Annotated in this window: 12 protein-coding genes and 1 pseudogene; 6 read left to right on the forward strand and 7 right to left on the reverse strand. The window is 69.8% G+C overall.

Annotation, left to right across the window (positions count from 1 at the left end; translation table 11 throughout):
* Positions 1 to 245: 245 nt before the first annotated feature.
* Complete coding sequence (locus tag ACGF2Y_RS17235; RefSeq protein ID WP_392947726.1) at positions 246 to 1,013, forward strand: class I SAM-dependent methyltransferase; 768 nt, start codon at positions 246 to 248, stop codon at positions 1,011 to 1,013.
* Between the two features lie 76 nt (positions 1,014 to 1,089).
* Here the strand turns inward: ACGF2Y_RS17235 and ACGF2Y_RS17240 are convergent, their stop codons facing one another.
* Positions 1,090 to 2,694, reverse strand: coding sequence for an ABC-F family ATP-binding cassette domain-containing protein (locus tag ACGF2Y_RS17240; protein ID WP_392947729.1), 1,605 nt, complete (start codon positions 2,692 to 2,694; stop codon positions 1,090 to 1,092).
* Between the two features lie 841 nt (positions 2,695 to 3,535).
* On the opposite strand from ACGF2Y_RS17240, the gene ACGF2Y_RS17245 reads away from it, so the two are divergent.
* Positions 3,536 to 3,997, forward strand: coding sequence for an STAS domain-containing protein (locus ACGF2Y_RS17245; RefSeq protein ID WP_392947732.1), 462 nt, complete (start codon positions 3,536 to 3,538; stop codon positions 3,995 to 3,997).
* Here ACGF2Y_RS17245 and ACGF2Y_RS17250 read toward each other — a convergent pair.
* From ACGF2Y_RS17250 to ACGF2Y_RS17260, 3 genes are all read right to left on the reverse strand, one after another.
* The gene (locus tag ACGF2Y_RS17250) at positions 3,948 to 4,148 is read right to left on the reverse strand and encodes a cold-shock protein (RefSeq protein ID WP_392947763.1); all 201 of its coding nucleotides are present in this window, start codon (positions 4,146 to 4,148) and stop codon (positions 3,948 to 3,950) included. The genes ACGF2Y_RS17245 and ACGF2Y_RS17250 overlap by 50 nt on opposite strands.
* Positions 4,149 to 5,392: 1,244 nt before the next feature.
* A complete protein-coding gene (locus ACGF2Y_RS17255) occupies positions 5,393 to 5,830 on the reverse strand; it encodes a PRC-barrel domain-containing protein (RefSeq protein ID WP_392947735.1) in 438 nt (145 codons plus the stop codon).
* A complete protein-coding gene (locus tag ACGF2Y_RS17260) occupies positions 5,830 to 6,408 on the reverse strand; it encodes a PRC-barrel domain-containing protein (protein WP_392947738.1) in 579 nt (192 codons plus the stop codon). Before ACGF2Y_RS17260 ends, ACGF2Y_RS17255 begins: the two co-directional genes overlap by 1 nt.
* Positions 6,409 to 6,853: 445 nt before the next feature.
* On the opposite strand from ACGF2Y_RS17260, the gene ACGF2Y_RS17265 reads away from it, so the two are divergent.
* Positions 6,854 to 8,062 (forward strand): VanZ family protein, encoded by a 1,209-nt coding sequence (locus tag ACGF2Y_RS17265; RefSeq protein ID WP_392947741.1) that lies wholly within the window; start codon positions 6,854 to 6,856, stop codon positions 8,060 to 8,062.
* Positions 8,055 to 8,287: pseudogene (locus ACGF2Y_RS17270) on the forward strand (transposase); the annotation flags it as partial. The gene ACGF2Y_RS17265 and the pseudogene ACGF2Y_RS17270, both read left to right, overlap by 8 nt.
* Before the next feature lie 141 nt (positions 8,288 to 8,428).
* Here the strand turns inward: ACGF2Y_RS17270 and ACGF2Y_RS17275 are convergent.
* Both ACGF2Y_RS17275 and ACGF2Y_RS17280 read right to left on the reverse strand, forming a co-directional pair.
* On the reverse strand, positions 8,429 to 9,355 hold the full coding sequence (locus ACGF2Y_RS17275; RefSeq protein ID WP_392947744.1) for a universal stress protein: 927 nt from the start codon (positions 9,353 to 9,355) through the stop codon (positions 8,429 to 8,431).
* Between the two features lie 302 nt (positions 9,356 to 9,657).
* The gene (locus ACGF2Y_RS17280) at positions 9,658 to 10,194 is read right to left on the reverse strand and encodes a hypothetical protein (RefSeq protein ID WP_392947745.1); all 537 of its coding nucleotides are present in this window, start codon (positions 10,192 to 10,194) and stop codon (positions 9,658 to 9,660) included.
* A 525-nt stretch (positions 10,195 to 10,719) separates the two neighbouring features.
* Between ACGF2Y_RS17280 and ACGF2Y_RS17285 the strand changes: the two genes are divergently transcribed.
* Together ACGF2Y_RS17285 and ACGF2Y_RS17290 are read left to right on the forward strand one after the other, a co-directional pair.
* The gene (locus ACGF2Y_RS17285) at positions 10,720 to 10,890 is read left to right on the forward strand and encodes a hypothetical protein (protein ID WP_392947748.1); all 171 of its coding nucleotides are present in this window, start codon (positions 10,720 to 10,722) and stop codon (positions 10,888 to 10,890) included.
* A 145-nt stretch (positions 10,891 to 11,035) separates the two neighbouring features.
* Entirely contained in the window at positions 11,036 to 11,443 is a 408-nt protein-coding gene (locus ACGF2Y_RS17290; RefSeq protein ID WP_392947766.1) for an Asp23/Gls24 family envelope stress response protein, read from the forward strand.
* 65 nt (positions 11,444 to 11,508) lie between these two features.
* Here ACGF2Y_RS17290 and ACGF2Y_RS17295 read toward each other — a convergent pair whose 3' ends face one another.
* Entirely contained in the window at positions 11,509 to 11,721 is a 213-nt protein-coding gene (locus ACGF2Y_RS17295) for a hypothetical protein (RefSeq protein WP_392947750.1), read from the reverse strand.
* Positions 11,722 to 11,815 lie beyond the last annotated feature (94 nt).

The raw sequence follows: 11,815 nt of genomic DNA on the forward strand, positions 1-11,815 counted from the left end.
CACCAAGCCCGCAAGACCCGACCCCGGGTACCGGCTGCTGAGGGCGCGGTGTGCGCAGCGCACGTAAGCCGGTCTGCGGGCTCGGGCAGTGGACCACTTCCTCACTGGCCACTCCTGCTGGCCCGGCAAGGCAGGCGGCGCCGGGCCGTGAGCAGACGAGCGCAGGCGAAATGCCCTTCCCGGCCTGCCAGTTGAGTCCGAAATGGTATTTGCCTTTTGTGGAGTTTGGGGCTGATGATGTCGTTATGTCACGAACTTTCGAGGAACTTGCAGACGAGGCAGGCGCTGTCTCGGTGGATGGCTGGGATTTCTCCTGGCTGGTGGGGCGGGCTACCGAGGAGCGCCCGTCGTGGGGCTATCAGCGGCTGATGAGTGGGCGGCTGGCGTCCGCATCATCAGCTCTCGACATCCAGACCGGTGGTGGGGAGGTGCTGGCAGGGGCGGCGAAGTTCCCGCCGGCCATGGCCGCCACGGAGTCCTGGCCACCGAACGTGGCCAAGGCCACAGAGCTGCTGCACCCGCGCGGCGTGGTGGTCGTCGCGGACCCGGACGAGCCGCCGCTGCCCTTCGCGGATGCGGCGTTCGACCTGGTCACCAGCCGCCACCCGGCGACGGTGTGGTGGGCGGAGATCGCCCGGGTGCTCAAGCCCGGTGGCACGTATTTCGCGCAGCATGTCGGACCGGAGACCGTCTTCGAGCTGACCGAGGTCTTCCTCGGCCCGCTCGGTGAGGAGGTGCGCCGCAAGCGCCACCCAGATGAGGAGACGGCGCAGGCGCGGGCGGCAGGGCTGGAGATCGCGGACCTTCGTACGGAGCGGCTGCGGATGGCGTTCTTCGACATCGGGGCGGTCATCTACTTTCTGCGCAAGGTGATCTGGACGGTCCCCGGGTTCACCGTCGAGGGGTACCGCGACCGGCTGCGTGAACTCCACGAAAAGATCGAGGCCGAGGGTCCGTTCGTCGCCCACTCCTGCCGCACGCTCATCGAGGCACGCAAGCCCCGGCACACCTGACGCGCGCACCGGCCCGCGGATCAGCTGCCTTGGCTGATCCGCGGACCGATGCGTTGCGCTGCCGGCCGGTCCGCTCTCAGGCGAGGGCGACCAGGTCCCGGTATTCCTCGCTCCACAGGTCCTCTTCCGCGTCCGGGAGGAGCAGGACGCGGTCGGGGTGCAGGGCGTCGAGGGCGCCTTCGTCGTGGGTGACCATGACGATGGCGCCCGGGTAGGTGTCCACCGCGGCCAGGACCTCGTGGCGGGAGGCGGGGTCGAGGTTGTTGGTGGGCTCGTCCAGCAGGAGCACGTTCGCACCGCTGTGGACCAGACCCGCCAGGGCGAGGCGGGTCTTCTCCCCGCCGGAGAGCACTCCGGCGCGCTTGTCGGCGTCGTCCCCGGTGAACAGGAATGCCCCGAGCACCCGGCGTACCTCGCCGTCGGTGAGGTGGGGTGCGGCGGCGGCAAGGTTCTCCCGGACCGTGCGAGTGGCATCGAGGGTCTCGTGCTCCTGGGCGAAGTAGCCCAGGCGCAGGCCGTGCCCGTGCACCACCCGCCCGCTGCCGGGCCTTTCCTGACCGGCCAGCAGGCGCAGCAGGGTGGTCTTGCCGGCGCCGTTCAGGCCGAGGATCACCAGCCGGCTGCCCCGGTCGACGGCCAGGTCCACGCTGGTCAGCACCCGGTGGTCGCCGTAGGCCTTGGTCAGGCTGACGGCTGCGAGAGGTGTCCGTCCGCACGGGGCGGGTTCCGGGAGCCGGATCCTGGCGACCTTGTCCGTACGCCGCGCGGGCTCCAGTTCCGAGAGCATGCGCTCGGCACGGCGGGCCATGTTCTTCGCGACGACGGCCGTGGCCACCCGGGCCCGCATCTTGTCCGCCTGGGCGTGCAGGCTCGCCGCCTTGCGCTCGGCGTTGGCCCGCTCGCGGGTGCGGCGCCGCTCGTCGGTCTCCCGCTGGGTGAGGTAGGCGTGCCAGCCGGTGTTGTGCACGTCGATCGTCGTGCGTTGCGCGTCGAGGTGCAGGACCCGGTTGACGGTGTCGGCCAGCAGCGTGGTGTCGTGGCTGATGACCACCAGGCCGCCCTGGTGGCCGGACAGGAAGGTGCGCAGCCACGCTACGGAGTCGGCGTCGAGGTGGTTGGTCGGCTCGTCCAGCAGCAGTGTGCCGTGGTGGCCGGCGAAGAGGATACGGGCCAGCTCGACGCGACGCCGCTGACCGCCGGACAGGTCGCCGACCGGCTGGTCCATGACCCGTGCCGGCAGGCCGAGCCCCGCGGCCACCCGGGCCGCCTCGGCCTCGGCCGCGTAACCGCCGCGGGTCTGGAACTCCGTCTCGGCGCGGACGTAGGAGCCCATGGCCCGTTCCTGCGCGGCCGCGTCCGTCGTGCAGGCCATCGCCGCCTCGGCCCTGCGCAGGGCACGGACGGCCAGATCAAGGTCCCGGGCGGACAGGATCCGGTCGGTGACGGTGGCACCGGGGTCGGCCGCGCGGGAGTCCTGCGACAGGTACCCGACCGGCGAGGAGTGCGTGACGGTTCCCGCGGCAGGCTTCGCCCGGCCGGCCAGGACGTTCATCAGGGTGGTCTTGCCCGCACCGTTACGCCCGACCAGGCCGATGCGGTCGCCGGGGGCGACGGTGAAGGAGATGTCGGACAGCAGCAGACGGGCGCCTGCGCGCACATCGACACCACGAATGGTGATCATAAGGTAACGCTCCGAGACAGCAGAAGGACACACGAGTGGCGTGGAAGCGGGTCCTTGAGCTAAGAAACTCGGGGCGTAGACATGTCCTCAGAATACCCAAACCCCTCACCAGGCGCATTTCCGTTACGCACCTGCCGCCACGGCAGGGCTTCGTCTGCGGACACCACTCCGGAGCGCGCTGACCCTCAGCTTGCCTTACTCGCCTTGTCCACTCAGCTGCCAACGACCAGCGGGTTTGCTTGACAGCCCTGGATAGCCATCGTGACGACGGTCTCGACGCCACTGTCGCGCACACGCCCGTAGCGGGTGACATCGGGGGCCTCACCAGCCCAGCACCTCGGCCACGCATGCCGGCACCACGGAACCGCTCCTCAAGATGCCGGTCGAGGTCAGGGCGACGGCAGCCGTTGAGAGACCTGGGCGCTCTGGGCGTTGAGGACCCAGGCTCGCTCGCCCATACCTCCACCGCGGACCGCGCTGCTTGACTCATCCGCCGGCCGGCTCGCGCCCGCCACAGCAGGGCTTGCAGCCGCTCGCCGTCCCCGACCGTGCCAAGTGCTCCGCCCGGTGACGGCCGGAGGTCACCGATCAAGGCTCCTTCACAAGGCCGAGAACCGGCTGGTCCTACTCTCCTGCCCATACTGCCTTTTGTTGGCCGCTCCCATTCTCCGGGTGCTCATCGGGCCGGATCGTGTCGGGCTGAGGCCGCAGCCGGTCACCACGTCACCATGTGGACATCGCGTCACCAGGGGCGTTCCGAGGCCGCAGCCGGTCACCACGTCACCATGTGGACATCGCGTCACCAGGGGCGTTCCCTGGAAGCAGAAGCCCGTGTCGGCACATGAGAGAGGGCACCGTGCTCGAGTCGTTCCGCGTGGAAGTCCGGCCCCGGACTCCCGGTTGCTGTGACGTGTCCGTGGCCGGGGACCTGGACGTGGTCGCGGTCGCGGTCGAGGAACTGCGCCACGTCCTCCAGCAGGCCGTGCTGACCTACCCGTGCACGGTCATCGACCTGGGCGGTGTCCGGTTCTGCGACTGCACCGGCCTCAGTGCCCTGCTGGCCGCCCGTCACCGCGCGAAGGAACACGGCACCGAGTTGCGGCTGCGGGCGGTGCCACCCGCCGTGGCCCGACTGCTGCGGCTGACCCACACCAGCGACGCGTTCACCATCGAGCCCGCCGGCCGTCCCGGCAGCCCGCCACCGCAGCGGACAGCGACCGGGTACACCGCAGCGGCCGCAGGGCCGGGGCAGATCAGATCACGGTCACGGCGCTCGCCTGGGGGCCCTTCGGGCCCTGCGTGACCTCGTACTCGACGCGCTGATTGTCGTCCAGGCTGCGGAAGCCGCTGCCCTGGATCTCGGAGAAGTGAACGAAGAGGTCCGGCCCGGAGTCCTGCTGGATGAAGCCGAACCCTTTCTCCCCGTTGAACCACTTCACGGTGCCCTGCGCCACGTCTCGCTCCTGTCCCGAACCGGTGTCAGCGACGCCATTGTCACCGCACGGATGGCCGCGTACGGCGGGCGACACGCACGGCATCATCGGTACAACAGCCTGGACCACCGAGAGCGGGACGATGCCCGGCCAGCCCAGCAACCGCGTGCCACCACTGCCGGAGATCCGGACCTGCAGCCCGCGAACGCTGGTCTCCCGCCACTCCTGCCCCTCGTACACCATCGCCTCAGGATGTGCCGCACGGCCATGACAGCCGAGGGACACACCGAGACACCGGCGTCTGGCCAAGTCGCCCTCGCGTCAGCATTGCGCGATCGAGGACCTGCCGTCGAGGCTGGCTGCCTGGCCCGATCTACGCATCCCTGTGATTGGCTCAGCCAGTCCGGCAGCCCGCCACCCGCTCGCGGTTCACCCGGCACGCCGCTGCGTCCTCGCCCTCAATGGGCAGGGCGTCGCAGCAATCCCTATTGATCAGCTATACGCGCTGTACGTTGACCACCGAGGACGTCAGCGGGTGAGGGTACTCGGTCATCGGCAGGGCTGGTGAGGTGTGCTTCCTCGCAGAGTCGAGCAGGTACGGCAGCACGGTGTGCCACCGCAACGCGAAGCAGCCGATGGCATCGACCACCCGCAAGGCGACATGCCCCTGTGGGGCACGCGGTCTCTGCGGAAGCAAAACCTTGTCCCCACACTCGTGCTGTTCCTCGCCCCGGGCGGCTTCACGCGTATGGCGGCACGGCAGACGCTGAAGGCAGCGAACGAGAAGGCCGAATCATCTGGTTGACCTTCGGCACCGCCTTGCCGGCCGTCGCTCTCGTACCCGTGTTCGACGGCGGACTCCTTCTTCTCGGGGCGTCCGTCGCCTACGACGGGTGGTACGAATTCCGTCTCCGGCACGACCCGATCGCCATCGTTCTCGTCATCGCGGGAGCCGGTGGTGTCCAGTCATGTTCTCGTCGGCGTCCTGGACAGCGCCGGACCTGCCGTCCTTCGCCGGGTTCCTGGACGCTCTGGTTGTGATAGTCCGGGATATCCACCGTTGGCGAGCACGGATCCAGAACCGACAGGCGCCCGCACTCGGCTTCCACGACCGTGGTGCTTCGACCGTGACCACCGAGGCGCACATGGAGGTCCGGGTGCAGGCAGCGCCCTCGCCGGGCCTGTGCGGCCCCATGCCGATGGTGGCCTGCTGCCCCGCTGCCGTTGTCGGCGCAGGGCCGCGGTGGAGACAGCGGCAGTGGCGGTCAGCCGGTCCGGATCATGAGGGCGTAGGAGCCCACCGCGATCAGCCGGTCACCGGGGATGTCGTCCGCGGTCAGGTGGATCCTGGTGATCAGGCCGGTCTCCGGGTCGAAGGCGATGTCCTTGACCGTGCCCGCCGGTTCGCCTCGGTCGGTGAGCACGCGCCTGCCGGGCAGGTCGTGCGAGAGGGCTGCCAGCCGGGTCATCCTCTCGTCGCCGGGGCGCGGAGTCTTCGCTCCGTGGGCGATCACGGCGTCGTGGCCGACCGCCTGGACAGCGTCCCAGTCGAGGTACGGGCCCAGTGAGCTGTTCTTGGTCAGGCAGATGGCCGCGACGCGGGCGGCGGGCGCCGAGTCGATGACGATTCCCGTCACGGTGGCGAGGCTGACGGCGTCGGTGGCACTGACCACCTTCATACCGCGGATCTGTGACAGCAGCATCACGCCTCCTGGAGCCGAGCGCGGAACCCCTGCAGGGCCGTGGCGAATCCGAGGAGTTCCTCGGTGATGAACTCCGAGGCCGCGGCCGGAACGAGGAGCAGTTCGTCCGATACGGCCATGGTTGCTGGCAGAGGAACGAAGACGGGGCGCTGGTGGTGGCCCAGCGCTTCGGTGGAGGTGATGCGGCAGCCGACGACCCGCGCGGAAGGCTGGGTGGACATGGTCACCCCGATCACGACGTCGATGACTCTGCCCAGGTCCGTGCCCACGTCGGTCAGCAGCCGGGCTCCCAGGACGTCTCCGCCGCCGGCCCGGTCGCGGTCCGTCACGACAGACGCCTGCTCGAACACCGTCTCGTCACGGATCACCACGGCATGGCTGCCCAGCGCGGTGACGCCCGACCAGGGCAGCGCGTGCCCGAGCGGCCCGGAGAACAGCCCGCACCCGTTGAGCGTGAACCCCGTCAGACACCCTTCTGCGCCGTCGAACACGATGTCCTTGACCTGTGCCACGACTTCCCCTGCCAGCGTCACGACGGGCCGCTTGACTATCTCGCTCGCCAGCATCAGGGAGGTCACTTCACACTCCCGCTCCCGGGCTTCCCGCGGCGCAGGGCGATCACCGCGCCGCGCCGTCGCCGCGCCTGCACCCCCAGAACCGAGCCTGTGCACGCCACCGCCGCCAGTCCTGCCCCTGCCAGCCACACCCACCACTGCACTGTGCACCCCTCTCCATCGAACAACGCGCACAGCCGGCAAGCGCCGCCACACCCACCCTCTACCCGCCCAACCAGCCTTCCAAGCAGGAGACTTCAGCATGTTGCCGAAGGTGAAGACGTGGCCCCTGCGGGCCGCCCGTCCACCGATTCTTCCGGCGTCGCCGGACCCGGGACCGCCTATCCTGGGTGCCGTGTCACGAGCCCGGCTCGTGGGCTGTTCTGAGGCCGCCCCCTGAACCCGATCGCTCCTGCCGCTCCATCAGTCATCCGTCCAGCGGCGCAGGGCGTCGCGGAAAGTGCGTGCCGTGTTCCGTACGTATCTCCTGCCTGTCGAGGCGGCGGTGACGTGGTTCCCTCTGCTGGCGGCGGTCATCATGGTGCCGGTCGCGGTCCATGGATACCGCCGACGCGGCCGTGCCGGCGGCTGGCCCGTTCTCGTCCTCTACAGCTTCGTCTTCTACCTGCTCGCCGCGCTGCTGCAGACCGTGATGCCCCTGCCAGCCGACACCGACGCGCACTGCGCCACCATCCGCTACGCCGAGACTCCGCAGCTCGAACCCTTCACCTTCCAGACCAGGATCTCCACCGCGGCGGCCGGCGACTGGTCCCCGGCCGCCCTGGCCACCGTGCGGCCGGCCTGGACCACGCTCCTCAACTTCATGCTCCTCCTTCCCCTCGGCGTCTACCTGCGCTACTACCTGCGCCGCGGCATCGTCTCCACCACCGCACTCGCCTTCGCGACCTCCCTGTTCTTCGAGACCACCCAGTACACCGGACTCTGGTTCGTCTACGCCTGCCCCTACCGCCAGTTCAACGTGGACGACCTCACCCTCAACACCACCGGAGCCCTGTGCGGCTGGCTGATCGCCGGGCCCCTCACCCACCTGCTCCCCGTCAACGACCCCGACCGCGAACGCACCCGCTACGGCACCCGCGTCACCCTCACCCGCCGCGCCCTGGCCTTCCTCACCGACCTCACCGGCTGGCTCATCACCTGGACCCTGACCACCGGCCTGCTCGCACTCACCACCGACTGGCCCACCGGCCGCCACTACGCCCTGCCCGCCGGCGCCGCACTCGGCCTCCTCTGGTTCTGGCTGCTACCCGCACTCCTCGCGACCACCCCCGGCAAACACCTCCTGCTGCTCCGCCTCACCCGCCCGGACGGGGGCGCCCCCGGCCCGCTGCGCCTGACGGTGCGCTCCTTCCTCCTGTACTCGCCCCTCGCACTGGCCTGGCTCGCCCTGACCCACCACACCGCCACCCTGACCCTTCCGCCGCCGATCGGCCCCGTACTCCCGTTCCTGGCCGCCTTTGCCGCCCTCGTCCTGTGGGGCTCTCCTCCGCTCGCGCGCCTGCTACGGCGCGACAGGCACGCACCCCACGAACGCTGGTCCGGAGCCGTCAACCTCGCCCAACCCGGAAGAGGAGACGACGTCCCCGGACCGGCCCCCCATCTCAGCGAGAAGCAGCCCGCTCCTCGGGTAGGCACGGGCAGCGCTCCGGGTGACTGATCCCCGGCCTCCCCGGGGTGAGTTCTGCTCCTGTCTGACCAGGCATGCGGATGCGCTGTTAGAACTCTCGGACGCGGTGTTGTGCGCTGGCGGTCCGGTCGCTGGTGGAACTGTCGCTGCTGGCTGAACACCGTCGCGGGCACGGCGGCCTCTATGACGCCCTGGCCGCCGGCCGGGTCGATGTGGCCCGGCTGCGGCGGGCCCCTGGCGGCGGTGCCGTGTCCGGACAGCGGCGCGAGGTGTGGCTTCGGTGGGTATCCGGCGTGCCGTACCCAGGCCCGCCCGCATTCAGGCCCCGCTGTTGTCCTGCATGATCCCTCCTCGGCACGGTGGGTGGCTGTCGGTTCGTTCCGTTCGGGGCCGGGGTCAGGGCTCGTCCCCGGGCGGGTTGCCGGTCGTGGTTGTCTCCTTGCCCGTGCAGGGCATGATCTGTACGGGGCAGTGGGCGTGGTGCAGCAGGGCGTGGACGACGTGTCCGAGGCCGAGCCGCGGAACGGTCAGCCTTTTGTGGTTCCCGACGATCAGCAGGTCCGTGCCCCGGCTGGCCTCGACGAGCCCGGCTGCTACCGACCGGGCAGTGATCACCTCGGTGCTCACGGTCAGACCGGCTCCCTCCTCCCGGAGCCTGGCGGCAAGCCCGGCCAGCAGTTGTTGGCCCGGTCCTTCGAATCGTCCGGCCTCCTCCGGCGGAGCGTGACGGATAGCGGATCGCGTCAGCGTGCTCCGCACATGCAGCAACTGCAGGGCGCCTGCGCGTGCCCGCGCTTCCCGCGCGGCCTGGGCAACCCATTGCGCGTCTCGTTCATCAGCGACCGCGGCCACGACCGGCATTCCGTCCTCACGCGTGGTTCTGCCCCGCACCACGACTACGGGCAGGTTGCTGCCGGCGGCAGCACCGAGACCCACCGATCCAAGGAGGAGAGGACCGAATCCGCCGCTGCCCCTGCTGCCGACCACGACGGTGTCGCCCGGCCGGGCAACCGTGTGGAGCGCGTGAACCGGCCTTTCACGTCTCAGTGCGAGCGCGACGTCCAGTCCGGGAAAGCGGTGCTCTATCTGCCCTGCGAGCTCCTGCAGCAGCTCGCGACCGTGCTGCAGGATGTGCTGCGACGTCTCGAACGAGGCAAATCGATCCAAGCGGTCCAGGTCAGCGGCGTGGACGAGGCAGAGCCCCTGCTGATGGCGGAGGGCGTCGGCGGCCCCCCAGAACGCGGCGGTCCTGGCGTGCTCCGAACCATCCACGCCCACGACCGTCCTCGGCGCTTCACCGCCACCCGGCGTGTCGTTACGCATCGCGGCTCCTCGTGCAGTGCCCCCGTGTACATTCTCGGCCCGTCCCCCGTCGGAAGCGACGGGGAACAGGCCCGCCGAAACGCCGGCATCCGGGACTGGGCGAGGCCAGGGCCGTTCACCGCGGTTCCGGCGTGCGGATCGAACGGCGCCGCGCAAACGGCGTCACGGCCACCGGACAGCCGTGGTCGTGCTTCCACCCGGCGGTGGCGCGGGGCCACGGCACGCGGCGTTCACCCGGAGATCGCCCTGCGCTCCACCCCACCGCCCGCTCCGGCGCTCGCCCAGCAGCACCGGCCTGCGGCTCAGCGGGTGTGGCGTGTGCGACCCCAGCCGAGGAAGAACGGAACAAGGAACAGGCCGAAAACCAAGGGATGGGCAAGGAGCTCCAGGACCTGGTTGGGGCCCTTGGAGTCGGTGAAGAAGGGGAAGGCCGTGCGGCCCAGGACCTGGAAGTTCACCAGGTACAGCACCACTCCGTAGACCAGCGCCGTCATGGTCAGCAGGAGCGGGCCGCGCAGCATCGGCACGAGCCACAACAGGAGAGCGAATCCGATACCGAAGCTCATCGACAGGGCCAGATGGGTGACCAGCCCGATCACCAGATTCTCCGGCGACGGCACGGGCAGGTCGGAGCCGTGGAAGATGGTGGAGATCGCCCAGAACGGTCCGACCGCCGGATTTCCCTGACTGACGGCATACCACATGTTCGCCAGGATGAAGGCCGCCCCGGCGAACAACCCGCCCGCCACTCCCCGAGTCAAAGCCCCGGACAGGTCACCAGAAGCAAGTGGTGCGACAGACCTCGCCGACGACGAGCTGCTGCTCTGATTGCGCTGCATGACAGGTTGCCCCATTCCGGCCGGAGACACGGTCACCCCTCACGATGAACCCCCACCGGTCAGCCCGCACCTGAAGTACAGGGCCCGCCGGCGGGCGAGGCGTATGTGAAGCTGCTCTCGCCCCCCTCGGACCTGACGGGCTCGAAAGGTGGCCCGCAACCGGGACCGCGGTCTGTCGTTGAACCCGGCGTCAGTGAAGTGCACAGAAGTCCCGGGACCCTGTCATGGCTCCGGGGCTTCTGTGCGCTCTTTGACGTCAGGCCCGATGTGCGTAGGCGCGCTCCTCGCGCTTGCCCCGCCACGTAGAGCGTTCCCAGCACCATGCCCGACACGCTACGGGCGAGGGCGGCCCCAGTTGTGTAACGGCACTCACCGCGAGGAGCCGTGCCGGTCCGGGCGGCGTACTCGCGCCGTGCGAGGCAGAATCAAACATGTGCGCAACAGTGTCGGACTGCCCGGAAGCGGCGGATGATGGGTGCCACGCGTGATCGAGGGTCCGGCTCAGCCCGATGGGAGGTTCGCGGCATGGTCGCTTTCCTGCTTCTGATCATCATCGCGTTCGTCCTGGGGATCATCGGCGCCACGGTCGCCGGGCTGGGCTACCTGCTGATCATCGCGATCGTGCTGTTCGCCGCCGATCTGGCCTTCGCCGCCTGGCGCTGGTCCCGGCAACGAGGGCGGCGCTCCCTGCACTGACCGTGTTCCGAAGCGGGCCGGCCCTCAGGGCCGGGGCCCTGAGGTAAGGAGGTGGCTCCTGGTGACGGAGTCGACCGGCAGCACATCCAAGACCACGCCCGACGCCTCCCGCCCGTCCAAGGCATCCCGGCTCCCGGAGCCGGAATTGGGGCCGGACACGGCACCGGCTGCCCGCGGCAGGACCACGATCGCCGACGGTGTCGTGGCGAAGATCGCCGGCATGGCAGCCCGCGAAGTCCCCGGCATCCACGCCCTGGGCGGCGGAATAGCCCGCACCATGGGCGCGGTACGAGACATGGTCCCCGGCGGCGGTACCAGCGTCACCCGCGGGGTGAAGGTCGAGGTCGGTGAGCGGCAGAGCGCCATCGACCTCTCCCTCGTCGTGGAATACGGGTACGCCATCACCGATGTTGCCGCCGAGGTCCGCGAGAACGTCATCGCCGCCGTGGAGCGGATGACCGGACTCGAAGTCGTGGAGGTCAACATCGCTGTCAATGACGTCCACCTGCCGGACGAAGGCGAGGACGAGGACACCGAAGGACGGGTGCAGTAGAGCAGCCGCCCAGTATTCCCGGCGCCTCCCGGCGGGTGGGCGCCATGCCTGCCCGAGGGCGTGGGCTACCGGTGGGCGGCCCTGCGTTCGGCTTCCGTTTTGACCGCGGCGAGTGATGCGGCGACCGTCGTCTCCCAGCGGGCGGCCACCTTCGCGCCCCACCAGGTTCCGGCCCGCCACAGGTCCGTGCCGAGTTCTCCCTCGTACACCAGCCGGGTGCCGCCCGCCCGCCCGGTCAGGACGAAGGCTTCGACCACGTGCGGGACCGGGCCGCGCACTAGGGCGTGTATCGAATGTGCTGGTCACAGCCACTCGTTGATGGCCGCTACGAGGACAGTCGCCTCGTAGCGGACCGCGAGCTTGTCGTAGCGC

This window comes from Streptomyces sp. NPDC048142 (genome assembly GCF_043202835.1).
Classification (GTDB): Bacteria; Actinomycetota; Actinomycetes; order Streptomycetales; family Streptomycetaceae; genus Streptomyces.

Excerpts from the sequence above, each read along its gene's own strand:
- ACGF2Y_RS17235 (WP_392947726.1), top strand. The coding sequence starts at position 246 with ATGTCACGAACTTTCGAGGAACTTGCAGACGAGGCAGGCGCTGTCTCG.
- ACGF2Y_RS17240 (WP_392947729.1), bottom strand. The coding sequence starts at position 2,694 with ATGATCACCATTCGTGGTGTCGATGTGCGCGCAGGCGCCCGTCTGCTG.
- ACGF2Y_RS17245 (WP_392947732.1), top strand. The coding sequence starts at position 3,536 with ATGAGAGAGGGCACCGTGCTCGAGTCGTTCCGCGTGGAAGTCCGGCCC.
- ACGF2Y_RS17255 (WP_392947735.1), bottom strand. The coding sequence starts at position 5,830 with ATGCTGCTGTCACAGATCCGCGGTATGAAGGTGGTCAGTGCCACCGAC.
- ACGF2Y_RS17275 (WP_392947744.1), bottom strand. The coding sequence starts at position 9,355 with ATGCGTAACGACACGCCGGGTGGCGGTGAAGCGCCGAGGACGGTCGTG.
- ACGF2Y_RS17280 (WP_392947745.1), bottom strand. The coding sequence starts at position 10,194 with ATGCAGCGCAATCAGAGCAGCAGCTCGTCGTCGGCGAGGTCTGTCGCA.
- ACGF2Y_RS17285 (WP_392947748.1), top strand. The coding sequence starts at position 10,720 with ATGGTCGCTTTCCTGCTTCTGATCATCATCGCGTTCGTCCTGGGGATC.